Raw genomic sequence first — 18,672 nt, 5'->3', positions numbered from 1 at the left:
ACCTCACGGTCCTCACAGGAGAAGGCCGTGAGGTTTTTCTTTATGAAGGCCCTGGCTATTAGGTATAATCCTTAAATTTTAAATAACAGATTTATTATGAAAAAACTACTATCCGCTATTGCCGTGCTATGTGTGTCCGGCATTGCGTCCGCGCAAGACGCGCCGCTCTGGTTGCGCCACAGTGCCATTTCTCCGGACGGTACTGCAATTGCTTTTACTTATAAGGGAGATATTTATACGGTACCGGTTGCCGGAGGACGTGCTACACAGGTTACTACGAATCCGGCGTACGATACGGCTCCTGTATGGAGCCCCGATGGCAAACAGATAGCTTTTGCATCAGACCGCCTGGGAAGCATGGATGTTTATCTGGTTGCTAAGGAAGGGGGCGAGCCGCGCCGTCTGACTACACATTCGGGAAGCGAGACACCCGTTGCCTTCAGTGATGCGGGGCATATTCTGTTCTCGGCAGACATCATGCCTTCCGCAGAGGCTGTGACCTTTCCCTCCAACGGGCAGTTCCGCCAAGTCTATCAGGTACCTGTAGAAGGGGGCCGTCCGGTCATGTTCTCTTCCATGCCGATGGAATGTATATCGGTCAATAAGGAGGGAGTGATGCTGTACCAGGATAAGAAAGGGTATGAGGATTACTGGCGGAAACACCAGGTTTCGCCCATTGCCCGCGATGTATGGATGTACACACCGGGCAAGGAGCCTGCCTATCAGCGGCAGACAACTTTCGGAGGCGAAGACCGTGAACCGGTATGGGCACCGGACGGAACGTCTTTCTATTATCTGAGTGAGGAGAATGGTACTTTCAATGTATATCGGCGCACTCCCGGTGCAGCTTCGGCTACGCAGATTACGCATCATACCAAGCATCCGGTACGTTTCTTGAGCGTGGCTGCGGACGGCAAGCTTTGTTATAGCTTTGACGGTGAACTGTATACGCTGGTCCCCGGCGGGCAACCGGCCAAGGTAGCCGTCAGCATCGTTTCCGATAAGAATGATAAGGACCTGGTCCGCAGCATCAGGAACAGTGGAGCTACTGAGATGGCTGTGTCTCCCGGAGGCAAGGAAGTGGCTTTTGTCCTGCGCGGCGATGTTTACGTGACTTCTGTTGAGTACAAGACTACGAAACAGATAACGAATACCCCTTACCAGGAACGTGACATAAACTTTGCTCCCGACGGGCGCTCTTTGGTGTATGCCTCCGAACGCGGCGGACTTTGGCAACTTTATACATCCTCCATTGTACGCAAAGACGAGAAGTTGTTCACTTATGCTACGGAGTTGAAGGAAGAAAGGTTGACACATTCGGATGTCGCCTCTTTCCAGCCGCAGTACAGCCCCGACGGAAAGGAAGTCGCTTTCCTTGAAAACCGTGCGGCCATTCGGGTGATAAACTTGAAAACGAAAGCGGTGCGTACAGTGATGGACGCCAAATATCAGTATTCCTATGCCGATGGTGACCAATGGTTCCAATGGAGTCCGGACAGCCGGTGGATTCTTTCTGATTTTATCGGTACCGGCGGTTGGAACAACAAGGATGTTGTGTTGCTGAATGCCGACGGCAAGGGTGAAATGGTGAACCTCACCGAGAGCGGGTATTCCGACGGCAATGCCAAGTGGGTGTTGGGCGGAAAAGCCATGATCTGGACAAGTGACCGTGCCGGATACCGCAGTCACGGCAGCTGGGGATCGGAGGATGATACCTATATCATGTTCTTTGATGCCGAAGCATACGACCGTTTTCTGATGAGCAAGGAAGAAATTGCATTGGTGGAAGAGGCTGAGAAGGCCGCCAAAGAGGAAAAAGAAAAGGCTGCCAAGAAGAAAGACGGCAAGAAAGCCAAGAAGGCGGAGGATGCGGAAGACGGGGAAAAAGAGAAAAAGGCGGAACCGCTGAAGTTTGACCTCGAGAACCGTTTTGACCGGATTGTACGTCTCACCGTGAATTCATCGCACATGGCCGATGCCATGCTTACTTCAAAGGGAGACAAGCTGTATTATCTTTCTACTTTCGAAGGGGGCTATGACCTTTGGGAACATAATCTGAAGGAGAATTCCACCAAGATTCTGTTGAAGAAGGTAGGAGCGGGTGCTTTGCAGCCCGATAAGGAGGGCAAGAATATATTCCTTTGTACCGGAAACGGAATGAAGAAAATAGAAATCGAGGGAAGCAAGGTGACTCCGGTAGAGTTTGAGGCCTTCTTTGATTACCGTCCTTATGGGGAGCGTGAATATATTTTTGACCATGTCTGGCAGCAGGTGGACGATAAATTCTATGTGGCCGACTTGCAGGGGACTGATTGGACCGGATACAGGGAAACGTATAGACGTTTCTTGCCTCACATCAACAACAATTATGATTTCGCGGAAATGCTGAGCGAGCTGTTGGGCGAACTGAACGGCTCTCATACAGGCGCGCGTTATGGAGGTTCCGGCGCTGCCTTGCCTACCGCCGCTTTAGGCGTATTCTATGATGATACTTATGCCGGCGACGGATTGAAGATAAAGGAGATCATAGCCCAAAGTCCTCTGACCAAGAAGAAAACGGATGTAAAGCCGGGCTGTATCATTGAAAAGGTGGATGGCATTGCCATCCGGGCGGGTGCCGATTATTTCCCGTTGTTTGAGGGCAAGGCCGGGCGTAAGGTGGTTCTTGCAGTCTATGATCCGTCTACAGGAAAGCGTTTTGAAGAGACTGTGAAACCGATAACATACGGCGCGCAGAATGAGCTGCTTTACAAGCGTTGGGTGGAAAATTGCCGTAAGAAAGTGGATGAATATTCCGGAGGACGCCTTGCTTATGTCCATATTAAAGGTATGGACAGTCAGAGTTTCCGTAAAATGTATTCTGACTTGCTGAGTGACCGTAACCGTAAGAAGGAGGCAGTGGTAGTGGATGTCCGTCATAATGGAGGCGGATGGTTGCACGACGATGTCGTGACATTGCTGAGCGGAAAGGAGTATGAGCGTTTTGTGCCGCGCGGACAATACATCGGCAGTGACCCGTTCAACAAATGGCTGAAGCCGTCTTGCATGCTGGTATGTGAAGACAACTACAGTAATGCCCACGGTACTCCGTTTGTCTATAAGACTTTGGGCATCGGCAAGCTGGTAGGTACACCGGTCGCCGGAACGATGACTGCCGTATGGTGGGAACGTCAGATTGACCCGAGCATTGTGTTCGGTATTCCTCAGGTAGGATGTATGGATATGCAGGGAAATTATCTTGAGAATCATACATTGCAACCGGATATATTGATTTATAACGAGCCGGAAGCTACTTTGAAAGGTGATGACGCACAATTGAAAGCAGCGGTAGATTGTTTGCTGAAACAGTTGCCGGCAAAGAAATGAATGAATTTACATGAAGCTAAAAGTCTGTTTTTCTATACATATATCTATCCATCGGGACAATACCGTGATGGATCATGGCGAGAAGTCTGCTAAACCGATGAATGTATCATCACTTAGTTTTTCTGATTACGCTCATGAAGAGATAGAGCAAACTCGTAAGCGACATCAGCATAGCACAGCGAGTAATTATAGGACAGCAGTCCGTTCATTTATAAAGTTTAACAAGGGGGAGGATATCCCCCTTGTTGATATAAATTCAACGTTGATGGACTCTTATGGTGAATGGCTTCTGCAAAATAATGTTTCCAAAGACACCCTTTCCTGTTATATGCGTTCTTTGCGTGCACTTTATAATAAAGCGGTGAAAAAAGGGTATGTACAGCAATGCAATCCCTTCAGTAATGTCTTTACGGGAATCTCCCGCACTCGTAAGAGAGCGATTGAAAAAGAAGATATTCGCAAATTGCAGCAAGCGGTTCTTCCTCCCGGTTCTTTTATGCGTCTGGTACGTGACGTCTTTCTGTTTTGTTTTTATGCTTGCGGCATGCCGTTTATTGATGTCGCTTTTCTGAAAAAGTCACAATTGGAAGGTGGATTTATGACTTATAATCGCCACAAGACCGACCAACCGGTTAGAATCAAATTGGAACCTTGCATGCAGGAAATTATAAACCGTTACATATCCAATGATCGTGAATACGTATTTCCTTTTCTTTCTTCTTCAGATGAAGATATTGCCTATAAAGAATATCAACAAAAAATGTCCTATTACAATAGGACACTGAAAATACTTGGCAAGAAGGTGGGTATTTGCAGGAGCCTTTCTTCTTATGTTCCCCGCCATACTTGGGCTACTTTAGCCTTTCGCTCTGCTGCTGACCTTTTGGTCATATCACAGGCACTTGGGCATACCGATACAAAGACTACTCGGATTTATGTGAAAGATATTGGTAGTAATAAGCAAGATACTGTAAATAAAGAACTGCTGAATGGAATTGCTGGAATTCTACCTCTGTACAAGAGCTTGAACTCACGGAAATAGGAATAGAGTACTATAACGGAGGCAAAGGTATTGAAAACCATTTAAACAACCAAGAGAAAAAATATTATTTTTCTACAATGCGTCACAAGCTATCGGCTGTAAATGATAACTTTTCTGATTGCATGCAAGTTACAGCATTTTTTCATTTCTCATTACACATGGGCTCTCTTTTTTTCCTTCTGTTAATATCCTTTTTTACAGGATATTTTTTTTCTATTCAACATTGAACTCTCATTCAGCATCTTATGTAGTAGAATAATCTTTCCTCTTGTACAGAGGTGGTATAAAAGGCTATATCCTTATTACATTTTTATTCTCTCCGATATTTATTCGCAATATCAGGGATGGGGAGATTTTGCTTTAAGGGTATATATGCCAACCACATCCACCTTTTATTTATTACATTTAAACTTTTGGACAAACAAAGCAAATTTGTAACTTGGTATGCTCTGCGTACTTATAACTGTCAAGAGATAAAAATTAGTGATTTCTTGACGGATAGGCAGATGGTGCATTTCATTCCGATGACCTATGTTGAAAGAAAGAATCGGGAGGGAAAAGTGAAGAGAGTTCTTGTTCCTGTAGTCCACAATCTAATCTTTCTGCGTAAGGATAAATCTCAAAAAGAAATACTCAGTATTCTTGGCGAGTGCATGACTCCCATAAGCGTGCTCCGTAAGGAGGGCAGTGGCGATTGTTATGAGATACCGGATAGTCAAATGGTTGAATTTCGTGCTTTATGCGATCCTGATTTTGAAGACAAACAATTCATTACTCATGATGAGGCCGATGCCAAACCGGGAAAGGAAGTTCGTATCGTTCACGGACAATTCGCGGGAATGACGGGTAAACTTCACCGCGTCAATAACAATTATTTTTTCATTAAGACACTGGCGGGTGTCGGTGTAATGATTCGCATTTCACGTTGGTACTGTAAAGTCATAGATAGTAAACTGTAATATATCTTCGAATCTTAAAAATAACGACATGCATTTTTCTGAACAAATTGACGCTTTACTGCGTCTTTCTCATAACCTTCTCTATTTAGGGATGGATGGAAGTCCTATTTATAGTGATGAACTGGCGCGTATGAGTGGGGAAACCTTTCGATTGTGTAATGAACTGTATGATGGGGGACTTCATGGCGCCAGTCCGGAGGAAGAAGCATCATTATGTCTTGCTCTTCTTTTAGGGTACAATGCCACCCTTTGCGATCATGGTGACAAGCAACAACGCATCCAGCAGGTATTGGAACATAGCTGGAAAGTACTGCCTCATATGAGTGATCCGTTATTGAAAGTGCGTTTGCTGACCTATTGTTATAGCGAATGCTATGAAGAAGAACTTGCTGACCAAGCCCATGCGATCATTGCCACCTGGAATGCGGATCAGTTAACTTCTGATCAGAAAGAAATTATTGAAGAACTTCAGAATATAGAAGACAATCCTTATCCATGGGAATATATTGATTGAATAAATTTTATCGGGATTCGTGGAATCCACCCTTTCAGATTACTGCCGGTTGTAGTAAACCGGCTGAAATATAGATATGGAGAAAGTATTGGCACGTCCGGCTTGGGAGAGGACTTGCGGAAGGGTTGAAAAAAATAAAATGTAATAATGACATGTGTAATTCATTTTTAGAGCAATTATTTATTTCAGATAGTTGGCTATTGTTGATTGCAGCGTTTTTTATTGCCACTTTTGCCGTTTGGGTGATACATCCGCGATTGGTGAAATTAGCCTTAATGAAAGACATTGTTGATAATCCGAATTCCCGTAAACTACAGCGGACTCCTGTACCGGTATTGGGAGGAGTTGCCGTGTTCTTCGGAATTTCTTTAGGTTTAGGTCTTGTTAGTCCCTTTTATGATAGTGCCTCTTTGTGTGTTATTCTTGGCGTAATGATTGTCATGCTCTATGTGGGTACAATTGATGACATCATGGGACTTTCTACTTCTATACGTTTTGTTATTGAAATAATTTCCGTGCTACTGCTCATCTTTGTATGTCAAAACTCTATTAATGATTTTCATGGGCTTTGGGGAATTGCGGAACTTTCCATCTGGATAGCGATACCGCTTACTGTTTTTATATCAGTAGGCATCATTAATTCCATTAATCTGATAGATGGAGTCAACGGATTATCTTCCGGATTTTGTATGATGGCTTCCATCATTTTCGGTTACTTTTTCTATTATGTGGGTGACTACTCCATGGCGATCTTAGCTGCCACTTGTGTCGGAGCCTTGATTCCTTTCTTTCTGCACAACGTTTTTGGCAAGACTTCGCGTATGTTTATCGGTGATGGCGGCACACTCTTGATGGGGATAATAATGTCCGTTTTTGTAATTCATGTACTTGATAGTAAATCGCAGATGACCGATTTATCGGAGCGGGGTATCGGGCTCATTCCCTTTACGATGGCGGTACTTGTTATTCCGGTATTTGATACGGTGAGAGTGATGTCCAATCGTGTTTTCCGGGGGAGGTCACCTTTTATGCCTGACAGGACTCATTTACATCATCTGTTTATCTATTTAGGCTTTTCACATGCCGGAACAGCACTCTGTGTTCTTGTTTTGAATGCTTTGGTAGTATTGATTTGGTTGTTGTTGTGGAAATTTGGCGTATCGGTAGAAGGACAGCTGTATGCGGTTATATTAATGGGCTTGCTGTTTACGTTCGGCTTGTACCCTTACGTGAAATCATTATCCAAAACGAGTTCTCTGTTGCGTGTATTGCGCATTTTGGGCGTTTTGTCTCACATCGAACGCAAAGGAGGATACTTGTGGATACAACAAAAATTGGATAGAATGTGAGTTCATGCAAATAATCCGATTATGAATTTATAGTTCCTGATATTCCCCTTTTGCATCAAAGCACGGACAAGCCTTATGTACCGAACAGCTGAGTTGATAATGTCCTAAGATTCGAGCATCCGGATAATCCGTTTTCAGTTGTCGTAAGAGGTCGAGAAGTGAACACTTCTGTGCATAGGTACGCGTATCAGCGGGTTGCCCCTCTTCATTGAGGCCGCCCTCGTAGCAGATCCCCAAACTTTTATCATTCCATCCGGCGGCATGGGCGCCGATCTGATTCGCAGGACGGCATACATGTACTTCGCCGTCACGAGTGATGTAGAAATGATAACCGATACCGGCAAAACCCCGCTGAAGATGACAGCGCCGGAGTGCCTCCACTGAAAAATCACGATCACAGCGCGTTGCGCTGCAATGAACTACCAGGAGGCGTACCTCCCGATAGTTCTGATAGAAACTGCCTGTTCTCATAAAGGTTGGTGCATACAAGAGTTCAGGCCAAACACACTTGCCAAAGCGGTAGATAATGCAATAATCACTTTGAGGACTATGCCCCATACCGAAGAAGATTTTTCTTTCATGATAATTTTAGATTAGTAATTAGCCTTTATCCCAGCGGATTCTCGTTTTCATTTCCGTCGTTGCCTTCGCCTTCGCCTTCACCTTCGCCGGGTTTGTTACCGCCGCCCGTAGTTGGCTTTTTGGAAATATCCACGGAGGTTTCTCCCGCTTTTTGCGCTTTGAGCAGAGCACGTGTGGCGGCACGGGTAGGTACCGGCAAGAATTCCAGTCCGGTGAACACATCTTTCAAATCCTCACCGGGAATGAACTGAATATTTACTCCGGTGATATTGGCCGATGTGAATTTCTCGGCGGATAGGGCTCCGCTGCTGCAAATTTGCAAACGGAACTTGCCGAGCTCTCCGAAGTCCACTTGCAAGCCTTCGTGCAGCCCGTCAATCATATTCTCCACGGTGGAGATGAGTACGGCGGACACATCTGCCCTGCTTACGGTGGTTTGTTTGGCCACTCGTTGGCTCAATTCTTTCAGGGTGAGTTCACCCGCAATTTGTGACTTGGCATAAGCCTTCGGCTCTTCATTCGGCTTAACCGGATTTTTGAGCATTGCGATACTGTAGTTCAACATAATAGATAAATTAAAGCGTGAATAATTAAAGAATGAAATAAGAGGAGGGCACCGGTGCTTCCCTTATTCCGATGAAACAAAGATACAACAGCGGAAAGCGATGAAAATGAGTGACATTGAGGTATGATAAAACTCTCTCGGATTGGAGGAATATTGATGACTTTTTCGTAACTTTATAGCCTATAAAAGAACTAAAAAGTGATCAGGAAATGAAGAATTCAAATTGTGAAACGATGGGGGATGAGGCAGAAGAATTGCCTGTCCATCCTTATTCTAAGAGTGAGCTGGCACGGGCATACGCTCCTGAAATCGGCGATCGTTCGGCTCTAAACCGTCTTTCGCGCTGGATGCGCCGGAACGAAGAGCTTTATTCGGCTTTGTTACAGACGGGCTATCGCCCTACCCAGCAGATTTTCACTTGCAAACAAGTGGGACTGATTTTCGAGTATCTGGGCAGGCCTTGATTTTACGCTTGTACGATCGTAGGCTTACGCTTGTACAAGCGTCGGCCTACACTAGTAGTAGTGTAGCCTCTCGCTTGTACAAGTGTTTATTCACCAATCAATGATACCCAGGGAAGCTGATCTTTGGCAAGTATTTTACCTTGCATTTCGGTCATGACTTGCTCTTCGGACTCGCGTTCGTCGTAGCGTCCGCAAGGTTGGCGTACATAAAGTACACTTCCGGTTTGACACAATTCCTGGTCGCGAACTTTCAGCATGTCTAGTCTGGTGTAGGCACGGTCTTGTTCGTTGATGCGTGTCAGTGAGAAGATGAAGTCTGCGAGATTCGCCCAGTTGGCACTGCCGGCAATGGTGTACATATCAATGTCTTCCAGTTCGTTTTTCCCGTTCAGCTTTTGAAGTTTGCGCGGGTGGGCTACAATGATGACCCATATTTTATTACTGCGTCCCCAAGACTGTAATTGGGTCAACATATTTTTAATGGCTTGGGTTTCGGTGCTATTTTGTCCCGTTTCTACTTCCATGAAGAGATAGGGATCTATGATAAGATATTTTAGCGGAGAAGTGCGGCGCACTATATCGGCACGATCAAGGATGTGCTCCGGTGTAGGAGATACCTCATGCAGGTCTAAGTGCACCATGTGCGTGTTCAGATAGTCAATGATGGATTGTAGTTGGATTTGGGTATAAGCGGTAGTGTTGACCTTGCCCAACATTAAGTGGATGAGCTGGGCGATATGCTTGTTCTTGTCCGGCACCTCAAATGAGAGATAGCAGACGTACCGTCCTGTTTTTGCCATGAGGCGGCAAGTCAGGTCATTGAGGAAGTCCGTTTTTCCACTGTTAGGCTGTCCGGTCTCAATGATCAGTCCACCTTGGTCGTCGGGGTGGAAGATGTGGTCGGTCAAGGGACCATGTCCTACACTATAGCCATGGTCATATTCTCCACGCAGCACACTCAGAACTTCGTCAGTACGTTCGTTTACGGTGATGATGTCCGCTGTGTGTCGGGGTTTGGCCGATTCAATAATTTCGTGCACTATTTCTACGCCATATTTGGTCAGTACATCTGAAATGTCTTTGCAGTCTCCGGGTAGGGTGGTGAGCAGGCATCGGTTGCCGAAGTAGTCGGTGAGATGTTTGGTTAAGGTTCGTCCTGGCAGGTCGGTGTCTCCACAGATCACAATGTCTTGTACTTGCTCCAGCCAAGGCTCAAAGGCTTCGAAGCTTTTGGATAGGTCGCTTGCAGCGCCATTGGGCACGCTGATAACGAAAGGATATCCTGCCTGACTGATGGTGAGTACATCTTTTCCGCCTTCGGTGATTATCAGTTTTCGGATGTTTTCTTCGGCTACTAGTAGCGGATTTAAGCAATCGATGTTGAAAGGGGCGCACGGCGTGGTAGGAGAGTCCTGATACCAGAATTTGGTGTATTCTACTGATTGTACGTCGTTTGAGTCGGCCTTGGCGGTTGAAGTGGGATCACAAGAACGATATTTCACATTGACGGGTTGCCCGTTAACGTAGTTTACGTATGCGATGCAATGATAGAGATTTCCCATAGACTTTTTGTCTTCTTCGCCTTTACCGAAACATCGGTGTGTGAGACATCCTACATGCATCTTAATAGCACTCTCCAAGGAAATGCTTTGGTCTGAGAGATATCGGCGGGCAGCCAGCTGATCAGGATCAGTAGTGTCGGGATCGGTGGTGAGAGGCTTGATTTTACTGAAAATTTCCGGTGCCAGATTTTTGTAATCCTCCGGAATCATTAGTACTTCGGACTGACTGCCTTTTGTGATACTTGTGCTACTAACGCATGCTTTCGCAATGTATCTTTTGCTAGGGCTAGGATAGTATGATTCGATGTAGGGTTTGTTCTCCCAGAAATCCCTCAGCTTACCGCTGAATCCGCATCCGGAGGTAAAACAGTGCATAAGTCCTGTAGACTTGGCTATGGAAAGATGTTTTTTTCCGCATTGCGGACATTGAGCCAAATAATTCTTTCCCGCATTCTTGCGATCGGGAAAATCTGATAGATAATAAAATGGTTTCATTTCTGTAATTTGTAATATATAATTCGTAATTAATTAAATCCATGTTTGGCTTAAGACATTCCATACGGCTTCTGCCGATGGACGTGGTAGAGCGTCCTTAGGAATATTTACGACTCCTTCAATGTCGTCGTCGTAAAAGCGCATTCCTGATTCAGGATCTGTCCATTCAAATTCGCAGAGTGGACGGTTATTACGTTGATTGGTTTGATTATCGAGTCTGGACTGTGCGCGTTTCTCGCGTCCGCTTTTGACCGCCTGGTTTATCAGATGTTTGCCATGGGCAGATTTCAGCAGATTCTTGAGCCAGGCGATACGACCTGCATGGTTGGATTCTGAAAATTTAGACTGAGAGACGAAGTAGGGAATCAGCAATTCATCGACCAAGATAATGAGATTTTCGCAAGCATGCTTGCGATTCAGTCCTTCCTCCTTCTCGAATTGGTCTATTAACGGAGTGAAGATTTGCGCTTTTTGCACAGCATCTTGATTGATGAGATGAAAAAACTCTTTGGCGATGGCTTGAACTTCTTCGGAAGAAAGGCTCTCTTTAGATATAGTATTATATATATTAGTATCGGTCGGGCATTTGCCCGGCAAAGTGCCCGGTAAATTGTCAGTTGGATCAGGTTTTTTCCAGAGTGGAGAATAGAAAGCCGAAAGTGTGTAAGTATTCTCGGCCGGACGGATGCAGAATGAATTACATTGCTTGATGCTGTTTAGCATAGCCGATGTATGTCTGAATCTTAAAGATTGACAAAGGTCGTAAAAATTTTCAATAGGATATTCTCCTTCCGCATTCATATAGGCGGATTGTCCGAGATACAATTCCAGTAGTTTAGGAATGTTTGAATCTGTTATATTGCGGCTTCTCCACATTCTGATGATTTTTTGAAGTTCTGTGATAGATACGGTTGTTTTAAGTGCTTTCATTTTTTTTGTTATTTAAAAAACGCAACGAAGTTACTCTGAATATTTCACATGCTTCGTACCCATATAGTGGGTACGGATCTTTATAATTTTAACTATTAATAACTGTTTTAAATCATGCAAAGAGCTAGAAAATCTTCTAATCATCCGGAGTTTGGTGAATTCATTATGAAAGAACTAGTAACTCTGAATTTGAGCAGAGAGAGTTTTCGTGACATTTGCCACATGAAACAAGCTTATCTTGAAGATATAAAAAAGGGGTAGGCAATTATGAAATTGATTTCTATGAGCACATTCTAAGTGCTTTTAGAGAGTTTACAACCCCTGAAGAGGCAGATCGCATTTACCGCGAGGGTGTTAATCTTCTTTTTCCTGGTCTGAAGGAATGAGACATTATATATGTCTTTGGTTCTTTTCTAGACGGGAACATGGACCGCCTTTCGTTAAATGCTTATTACTATAATAAATAATGGCAACTACTACTGTTAATAATAAGCGAATAGCAAAAAATACATTATTACTCTACTTCCGTATGATTCTTATCATGGGAGTGTCTCTGTATACTAGCCGGATTGTACTGAATACTTTGGGAGTGGAGGATTATGGAATATATAATGTGGTTGGTGGTATTGTTATTGTACTTTCTTTCTTGAATGGTGCGATGGCAGGTGCTACACAACGTTATTTAAATATAGAGTTAGGACGTAAAGATTATGAAAAGCTTAAGAAGGTATTTACTACCAGCCTACTGATTCATTTTGGAGTTGCATTAGTTATTGTATTATTGGCTGAGACTGTTGGAGTGTGGTTTCTTAGTACTCAAATGAATATTACACCTGATCGTATGTATGCAGCTCATTGGGTATATCAGTTTTCTATTGCGGCTTTTATTGTTTCTGTGATCAGTGTGCCTTATAATGCGACAATCATTGCTCACGAAAAAATGTCTGCTTTTGCTTATATCAGCATTTTGGAAGCTGTACTAAAATTGGTAATCGTTTATGTTTTGATATTGTCTCCATTTGATAAACTTATATTATATGCTTTTCTGATTTTTATAGTAGGTGTAATAATTCGTATTATTTATGGAATCTATTGTAAACGAAACTTCCAAGAATGTAGAATAGAATCTTGGCAAGTAGATAAGCCTTTGTTGAAAAGTATGCTTTCATTCTCCTCGTGGACAATTCTTGGAAATTTGAGCTACATTTTTCATACACAGGGTATTGCTATTGTTATGAATATGTTTTTCGGTGTTACAGTAAATGCAGCGCAAGGTATAGCTACTCAGGTAAGTGTTGTGGTGAAGGGAGTCGTTACTAACTTTTTGCAGGCACTTAATCCTCAAGTTGTGAAGACTTATGCTGAAAATGATATGGAGAGCATGCATAAACTAGTTTTAGTTGGTTCTAAAATATCTTATTTTCTTGTGGCTTTTTTTACAATTCCTTTGATTTTAGAAGCTCCGAGCGTATTACGAATATGGTTGAAAATAGTACCAGAATATGCTATAATATTTGTTCGTTTAACATTGTTATTGTCTTTATGTGAGTCTTTCGCTAGTTTGTTGGCAACAGCACAGGGAGCAACGGGTAAAATTAAGAATTATCAAATTATACTTACCTCTATTGGCTTGCTTCATTTACCAATTAGCTATTTATTTTATAATTTAGGATATGAACCTCAAGCGGCAATGTATGTTTATTTGGTTATTATTTGTGTTATACAAATTGTTCGTATAAATTATGTTTGCATTTCTATAAAATTATCTTGTTGGACTTTTTATAGTAATGTCATAATTCGTTGTTTTGGGGCTACGTTTATCGGTTTATTATTGCCATTATTATTTCATTCCTGCATGAAACCATCTTTGATGACTACAATTTTCATCTTTTTTGTAAGTTTCATAACGTTTTTTTTATCTGCTTTCTTATTAGGAGCTACCCGAAAAGAAAAAATGCTTCTTTCATCTAATATAAAAGATAGAATTAGTAAAATAAAAATAATTAATTAATATGTTTTCAGATAACAAAATGGTACTTCAACTACTTTCGTTGTTGAAGCAATATGGTATAAGTAGAATTGTAGTCTCTCCTGGTAGTCGTCATTTTGCTTTTGTGCATTCTTTGGAGGCGGATGATTATTTTAAACTTTATTCAGTAGTTGATGAACGTAGTGCCGCATTCTTTGCGCTTGGCTTGATTCAGCAGACAGGGGAAATTGTTGCAGTGACTTGTTCTTCGGGAACAGCTTGTATGAATTATGGTAGTGGCATAGTAGAAGCCTTCTATCAACGTTTGCCTTTATTAGTTTTATCAAGTGATCGTTTGCCTCAATTTTTAAATCAATTAGAGGATCAAATGTATGATCAGTTAGATACATTTACCCATTGTACAAAATATCAAGGACAGCTTCCTGTTATTAGCAACTCTATTGATGAATGGTATTGTAATCGTATCATAAATGAGGCTATGTTGGAGTTAACTCATCATGGGAACGGTCCAGTACATTTGAATATTCCTTTTGAGGCTCATAACTCAGATAAATTTGAAACGAAAGAAATACCTTTGGTTAGAAAAATAAATCTTTCGACATCTGAACTTACATCTGAACAATGGCAAGTTTATAGTGGAAAACTGAAGGGTAAAAAAGTAATGATTGTGTGGGGGCAGTCAGTTACTATGACTAAGGAAATGGAAGAGGCTGTTACAAAATTCTGTAATAATTTTGATGCGATAATTTTGACTGATAAGATGTCTAATTGTCATCACCCATATGCTATAAATAATACGACTGTTGTACTGGGTATTCTTCGTCCAATGGAACGTTTGAACTTGATGCCTGATATAGTAATAACAATTGGCGGTAATTATATCTTTAATAATGAGCTAAAAGCTTATTTGCGTGGTTCTAATGTAAAACATTGGCAAGTAGGTAAAGAAGATAAAGTCTGTGATCCTTTCAGAAAACTTACAGAAATTTTTGAAATGGATGAGAGTTTCTTTTTTAGAGTTATTACCAATAATTGTTCATTTAGTCATAGGGGAGAGTATGCGAAAAGTTGGATTGATATTTCTCAATTACCGGCACTTCCTACTCCTACATATAATGAATTATATGCTATAGGAGCATTAATGAATAACCTTCCTAAAAATGTTGATTTACAACTAGCGAATAGTTGTACTATTCGCATGGCTCATTTCTTTCCTATTGATGCTTCGATTCGTGTGAATTGTAACCGTGGAGTGAATGGTATTGATGGTAGTATGTCTACGGCAGTTGGTTTTGCCGCTGATAATTTGCGGACTACTTTTTATGTTACGGGTGATTTATCTTTTTTTTATGATATGAATTCTTTGTGGGTTAGACATCTTTCAAAAAAGATGAGAATTATGCTCGTAAATAATGGAGGAGGAGCCATTATGTATGCTCCTCTTAGTGATGAAACAAGGAAAACTTTACCTGCCCATATTGGTGCTGGGCATGCAATGTCTGCTCGTGGTTGGGTTGAATCTGTTGGTTTTAAGTATTTGTCTGCCCACAATAAGAATGAAGTGGATGAAACCATAAAAGTGTTTTGCGATGTGACTATTGAACAACCTATCTTTTTGGAGGTTTTCACCACTATCAATACTGATGTAAATTCTATAAAAGAGTATTATGCAACTATAAACCGAAAAACCTATGCAGAAAAGATATTAATTGAAGTTAGAAACATCGCAAAACGAATCTTGAATAAATAATGAATAATAGAATAAAACTCTCCAATGGCGTTTCTATACCTGTTGTAATGGTAGGTACGAATGGAATGGATTATTTAATATTAAAAAGCGTCGTTACAGCGGCTATATCTCGTGGCTTTTTTGCTTTTGATACAGCTCCTAATTATATATCAGAAAGATACTTGGGAAGAGTTATTAAAGAGTTAATGTCAGAATATGGATATGTGAGAGAAGATTTTTTTGTACAAACAAAGCTTGATTGGAAAGATCAAATAAATAATAATGTAGAAGGAGCTTTTAAATTATCTCTTGAAAGGTTAGGATTAGAATATGTTGATAGTTATTTGATGCATTGGCCATATCCTGATTATTATATAAAGAATTGGAGGCAAATGGAAGAATTTTATATTTCAGGTGAAGCTAAAAGCATAGGAGTTTGTAATTTTAGGGAACGGCATTGGAGTTCTTTCTTCTCTTCTGATATAAAAGTTATACCACATATAAGTCAAATAGAAATTCACCCTTTAAGAACTTGTACTACTCTTTTGGAGTTTTGTAAAAGTAGGGGTATTGTAACACAAGCATATTCTCCGATTTGTAAGATGATTCCACAGATAAGAGATAATGAAGTTCTTGCAGGATTGGCATCAAAGTATACTTGTTCTATACCTCAACTGATCCTAAAATGGCATATACAAAGGGAGTGTGTTCCAATATCGAAATCGACAAATCCACTTAGAATTATTTCTAATTTAGACTGTATTTCATTAGAAATAAGTGAACAGGATATGATCAACATAAACACATTAAACCAAGATTATAAATTTATGATTGAGTCATGGGGCTGTCCTGGCTTTTAAATAATATGAAGAAAAAAATATTGGAGTTATTATTGTTAGTTGTAATTGTTATATCTGTTTGTATATGCTATTATTTAATATTATTTTATTTGCTGTTAGGTGTATATTTATATCTTGCCTATAAGAAGATTACTCAATTACGTTCTAATTACCCATCGTGGGAAATTTTTAATCAAAATCTTAAAAGGAACTATGACTTTGCTATAATTGGGGGTAGTAGTGCTTATATGACAGTTAGGAAACATTCTATAAATAAGAATTTTATGAATTGGACATTGCCTGAACAGCATTTTTTAATGTGCTTTCAGTGTATAAAGCATTATTTTGGAATTCTTAAAAAGCACGGGAAAGTTTATATTCTTATTAGTGAAAAAGAGTTATTACTACAAGATAAAAGAATTTGTTTGCCTTTTCACCGCACTATATTTCATCCATGGCTATATGAAAGAATTGCTTTATGGAGAATTTGTATATTTTCGCCTCTTTGGATATTAAAGTGCTATGGTGTTAGAACTTTTTCAATGTATGTAAAGCATAAATGCAATGCTGATAACAACATGAAAATTATTGAGGATATAGCACTTTTTTTAAAAGAAAGAGATTTGGACTTAATTTTAGTTCCATTGAAAACTTCTGAAAGTTTGATGAATTTTGCGAAAAAGTATAAAAATATTCAAGTTAAATGCCTTAATGATTTTTTGAAGCAATGCGGTTGCTGATTTGCTATGTGAATGATATGGCTGTGTAAATTTTGAAAGGTTCGTAAACTACCAATCGGCATTATGGCAACGGACCTTTGCAAATTAATATACTAGTAGAAGAGTATAATGATAAATGAATTTGTACTAAAATTTGTCGTTCTACTCTTGGAGATAAATTGCGAAATAAAGTAGGTAAATTAAAGCAGAAGATATTTAATGTTTTGTACCTGAATAGGTTTCTTATGCAATTCTTAAGATGTAGAATTTCAAGTTGAAATGTGAAAATAATTATGCAAAATATATGATATAAAACGGTACTATTACTGGAACGCTCTGGTTTACTTATACTTGAATGAAATTTTAATAATACTAGAATATGTATACAAATGTAAAAACATGAATGATCAGATATTTAGAATGAAATCTATTTGATAATGAGAATAGCTATAATTACCCTTCCTTTACATGCCAATTATGGTGGAATTTTGCAGGCTTATGCTTTGCAAAATGTACTTAAACAAATGGGTCATACGGTTGAAACTATACAAACCCCTTCCTTTAAAAGGATACCATTATGGAGAAAACCATTGACTTATATAAAGCGCTTTATATTAAAGTATATATTTGGTAGAAATGTTCGAGTGTTTTTTGAGCAGTGGTATAATATAACAGATCCTTCTTTGGTAAAGCATATGAAATGCTTTATTGAGGAATACATCTCTATTAGATTAGTTAGTAGATATACAGATATCAAAGAAGATGAATATGAAGCTTTCATTGTAGGGAGTGATCAAATTTGGCGACCTATATATTTTGAGCAATCAATAGACATAGCTTATCTTTCTTTTACTAGAGATTGGGGTAATGTTAAACGAATTGCCTATGCTGCTTCTTTTGGTACTGATAAGTGGGAGTATACACGAAAGCAAATAATATGTTGTAGTAAATTAATTAAAAGTTTTGATGCGATATCTGTACGTGAGTATTCTGCTGTAGAACTTTGTAGGCAACATTTGAATTGCAATGTTCTGCATGTATTGGATCCTACTATGCTACTTGATGTTAATGACTATTGTAAGTTATTTATGGATAAACAATTACCACCAACTAAAGGAGAATTGTTGACTTACATTCTTGATGAAAATATTGAAACTGAAGATTTTGTATATCAATTAGCTAATAATCTTGATTATCGACCTTTTCGTGCTAATTCGCATTATGAGGATTTTGATGCTCCTCTCTCAGAAAGAGTGCAACCACCAGTAGAGCAATGGTTAAAAGGGTTTTATGATGCAAAATTCATTGTTACGGATTCGTTTCATGCTACTGTCTTTTCTATTTTATTTAAGAAACCTTTTATTGTGATATGTAATGAGGAAAGGGGGGGGGCCCGTTTGAAATCCCTTCTTGGAATGTTTGGATTAGAGAGACATTTAATTGTACTTGGTGAGGAGATTAATTTTGATTTTAATTTTAATTTAGATAATGGTGAAATCGATATAAATCTAAATAGATTACGTACAGAGTCAATTAATTTTCTTACTTCTTCTTTAAGATAGAACTA

General features: G+C 40.3%; 16 protein-coding genes. 11 read left to right on the top strand and 5 right to left on the bottom strand.

Annotated elements, in window-relative coordinates; all coding sequences use genetic code 11:
- Window positions 1-96: 96 nt before the first annotated feature.
- The 5 genes from HMPREF9446_RS11065 to HMPREF9446_RS11045 all read left to right on the top strand — a co-directional run bounded on the left by HMPREF9446_RS11065 (window position 97) and on the right by HMPREF9446_RS11045 (window position 7,230).
- A complete protein-coding gene (locus HMPREF9446_RS11065) occupies window positions 97-3,366 on the top strand; it encodes a S41 family peptidase (RefSeq protein WP_009125742.1) in 3,270 nt (1,089 codons plus the stop codon).
- Window positions 3,367-3,376: 10 nt separating this feature from the next.
- Window positions 3,377-4,408, top strand: a complete 1,032-nt coding sequence (locus HMPREF9446_RS11060) for a tyrosine-type recombinase/integrase (RefSeq protein WP_009125741.1) — start codon at window positions 3,377-3,379, stop codon at window positions 4,406-4,408.
- A 413-nt stretch (window positions 4,409-4,821) separates the two neighbouring features.
- Window positions 4,822-5,367, top strand: a complete 546-nt coding sequence (locus HMPREF9446_RS11055; RefSeq protein ID WP_039969180.1) for a UpxY family transcription antiterminator — start codon at window positions 4,822-4,824, stop codon at window positions 5,365-5,367.
- Window positions 5,368-5,395: 28 nt separating this feature from the next.
- Window positions 5,396-5,881: a UpxZ family transcription anti-terminator antagonist gene (locus HMPREF9446_RS11050; RefSeq protein WP_009125739.1), complete on the top strand. Its 486-nt coding sequence runs from the start codon at window positions 5,396-5,398 to the stop codon at window positions 5,879-5,881.
- A gap of 152 nt (window positions 5,882-6,033) precedes the next feature.
- Window positions 6,034-7,230, top strand: a complete 1,197-nt coding sequence (locus tag HMPREF9446_RS11045; protein ID WP_009125738.1) for a glycosyltransferase family 4 protein — start codon at window positions 6,034-6,036, stop codon at window positions 7,228-7,230.
- 27 nt (window positions 7,231-7,257) lie between these two features.
- Here HMPREF9446_RS11045 and HMPREF9446_RS11040 read toward each other — a convergent pair whose 3' ends face one another.
- The 3 genes from HMPREF9446_RS11040 to HMPREF9446_RS11035 are packed head-to-tail and all read right to left on the bottom strand — an operon-like array spanning window position 7,258 to window position 8,377.
- Window positions 7,258-7,701 (bottom strand): N-acetylmuramoyl-L-alanine amidase, encoded by a 444-nt coding sequence (locus tag HMPREF9446_RS11040; RefSeq protein ID WP_039969174.1) that lies wholly within the window; start codon window positions 7,699-7,701, stop codon window positions 7,258-7,260.
- Window positions 7,698-7,811, bottom strand: coding sequence for a smalltalk protein (locus tag HMPREF9446_RS18730; RefSeq protein WP_172634250.1), 114 nt, complete (start codon window positions 7,809-7,811; stop codon window positions 7,698-7,700). Before HMPREF9446_RS18730 ends, HMPREF9446_RS11040 begins: the two co-directional genes overlap by 4 nt.
- 26 nt (window positions 7,812-7,837) lie before the next feature.
- Window positions 7,838-8,377 (bottom strand): HU family DNA-binding protein, encoded by a 540-nt coding sequence (locus tag HMPREF9446_RS11035; RefSeq protein ID WP_009125735.1) that lies wholly within the window; start codon window positions 8,375-8,377, stop codon window positions 7,838-7,840.
- Window positions 8,378-8,586: 209 nt separating this feature from the next.
- On the opposite strand from HMPREF9446_RS11035, the gene HMPREF9446_RS11030 reads away from it, so the two are divergent.
- Entirely contained in the window at window positions 8,587-8,841 is a 255-nt protein-coding gene (locus tag HMPREF9446_RS11030) for a DUF4248 domain-containing protein (protein WP_009125734.1), read from the top strand.
- An 86-nt stretch (window positions 8,842-8,927) separates the two neighbouring features.
- On the opposite strand, the gene HMPREF9446_RS11025 is transcribed toward HMPREF9446_RS11030, so the two are convergent.
- Window positions 8,928-10,898 (bottom strand): toprim domain-containing protein, encoded by a 1,971-nt coding sequence (locus tag HMPREF9446_RS11025; protein WP_009125733.1) that lies wholly within the window; start codon window positions 10,896-10,898, stop codon window positions 8,928-8,930.
- Between the two features lie 33 nt (window positions 10,899-10,931).
- A complete protein-coding gene (locus HMPREF9446_RS11020) occupies window positions 10,932-11,828 on the bottom strand; it encodes a hypothetical protein (protein WP_009125732.1) in 897 nt (298 codons plus the stop codon).
- Between the two features lie 466 nt (window positions 11,829-12,294).
- On the opposite strand from HMPREF9446_RS11020, the gene HMPREF9446_RS11010 reads away from it, so the two are divergent.
- The 5 genes from HMPREF9446_RS11010 (at window position 12,295) to HMPREF9446_RS10990 (ending at window position 18,667) form a co-directional block, all read left to right on the top strand.
- Complete coding sequence (locus HMPREF9446_RS11010; RefSeq protein ID WP_009125730.1) at window positions 12,295-13,839, top strand: MATE family efflux transporter; 1,545 nt, start codon at window positions 12,295-12,297, stop codon at window positions 13,837-13,839.
- Window position 13,840: 1 nt separating this feature from the next.
- Window positions 13,841-15,568: a 2-succinyl-5-enolpyruvyl-6-hydroxy-3-cyclohexene-1-carboxylic-acid synthase gene (gene menD, locus HMPREF9446_RS11005; protein WP_009125729.1), complete on the top strand. Its 1,728-nt coding sequence runs from the start codon at window positions 13,841-13,843 to the stop codon at window positions 15,566-15,568.
- Window positions 15,568-16,407, top strand: a complete 840-nt coding sequence (locus tag HMPREF9446_RS11000) for an aldo/keto reductase family protein (RefSeq protein ID WP_009125728.1) — start codon at window positions 15,568-15,570, stop codon at window positions 16,405-16,407. The genes menD and HMPREF9446_RS11000 overlap by 1 nt, the downstream gene beginning before the upstream one ends.
- Before the next feature lie 5 nt (window positions 16,408-16,412).
- The gene (locus tag HMPREF9446_RS10995) at window positions 16,413-17,126 is read left to right on the top strand and encodes a hypothetical protein (protein ID WP_148345786.1); all 714 of its coding nucleotides are present in this window, start codon (window positions 16,413-16,415) and stop codon (window positions 17,124-17,126) included.
- A gap of 416 nt (window positions 17,127-17,542) precedes the next feature.
- Window positions 17,543-18,667 carry a polysaccharide pyruvyl transferase family protein gene (locus HMPREF9446_RS10990; RefSeq protein ID WP_009125726.1) on the top strand — a complete coding sequence of 375 codons (1,125 nt, stop codon included), beginning with the start codon at window positions 17,543-17,545 and terminating at the stop codon, window positions 18,665-18,667.
- Window positions 18,668-18,672: the final 5 nt, after the last annotated feature.

This window comes from Bacteroides fluxus YIT 12057, from assembly GCF_000195635.1.
GTDB classification, from domain to species: Bacteria; Bacteroidota; Bacteroidia; order Bacteroidales; family Bacteroidaceae; genus Bacteroides; species Bacteroides fluxus.
Note: the sequence above shows the minus strand (reverse complement) of the source record. Positions and strands in the feature narration are given on the sequence as shown.

What these genes read in the sequence shown, in the direction of transcription:
- HMPREF9446_RS11065 (WP_009125742.1), top strand. Translation starts at nt 97, where the DNA reads ATGAAAAAACTACTATCCGCTATTGCCGTGCTATGTGTGTCCGGCATT.
- HMPREF9446_RS11060 (WP_009125741.1), top strand. Translation starts at nt 3,377, where the DNA reads ATGAAGCTAAAAGTCTGTTTTTCTATACATATATCTATCCATCGGGAC.
- HMPREF9446_RS11050 (WP_009125739.1), top strand. Translation starts at nt 5,396, where the DNA reads ATGCATTTTTCTGAACAAATTGACGCTTTACTGCGTCTTTCTCATAAC.
- HMPREF9446_RS11045 (WP_009125738.1), top strand. Translation starts at nt 6,034, where the DNA reads ATGTGTAATTCATTTTTAGAGCAATTATTTATTTCAGATAGTTGGCTA.
- HMPREF9446_RS11040 (WP_039969174.1), bottom strand. Translation starts at nt 7,701, where the DNA reads ATGAGAACAGGCAGTTTCTATCAGAACTATCGGGAGGTACGCCTCCTG.
- HMPREF9446_RS18730 (WP_172634250.1), bottom strand. Translation starts at nt 7,811, where the DNA reads ATGAAAGAAAAATCTTCTTCGGTATGGGGCATAGTCCTCAAAGTGATT.
- HMPREF9446_RS11035 (WP_009125735.1), bottom strand. Translation starts at nt 8,377, where the DNA reads ATGTTGAACTACAGTATCGCAATGCTCAAAAATCCGGTTAAGCCGAAT.
- HMPREF9446_RS11030 (WP_009125734.1), top strand. Translation starts at nt 8,587, where the DNA reads ATGAAGAATTCAAATTGTGAAACGATGGGGGATGAGGCAGAAGAATTG.
- HMPREF9446_RS11025 (WP_009125733.1), bottom strand. Translation starts at nt 10,898, where the DNA reads ATGAAACCATTTTATTATCTATCAGATTTTCCCGATCGCAAGAATGCG.
- HMPREF9446_RS11020 (WP_009125732.1), bottom strand. Translation starts at nt 11,828, where the DNA reads ATGAAAGCACTTAAAACAACCGTATCTATCACAGAACTTCAAAAAATC.
- HMPREF9446_RS11010 (WP_009125730.1), top strand. Translation starts at nt 12,295, where the DNA reads ATGGCAACTACTACTGTTAATAATAAGCGAATAGCAAAAAATACATTA.
- menD (WP_009125729.1), top strand. Translation starts at nt 13,841, where the DNA reads ATGTTTTCAGATAACAAAATGGTACTTCAACTACTTTCGTTGTTGAAG.
- HMPREF9446_RS11000 (WP_009125728.1), top strand. Translation starts at nt 15,568, where the DNA reads ATGAATAATAGAATAAAACTCTCCAATGGCGTTTCTATACCTGTTGTA.
- HMPREF9446_RS10995 (WP_148345786.1), top strand. Translation starts at nt 16,413, where the DNA reads ATGAAGAAAAAAATATTGGAGTTATTATTGTTAGTTGTAATTGTTATA.
- HMPREF9446_RS10990 (WP_009125726.1), top strand. Translation starts at nt 17,543, where the DNA reads ATGAGAATAGCTATAATTACCCTTCCTTTACATGCCAATTATGGTGGA.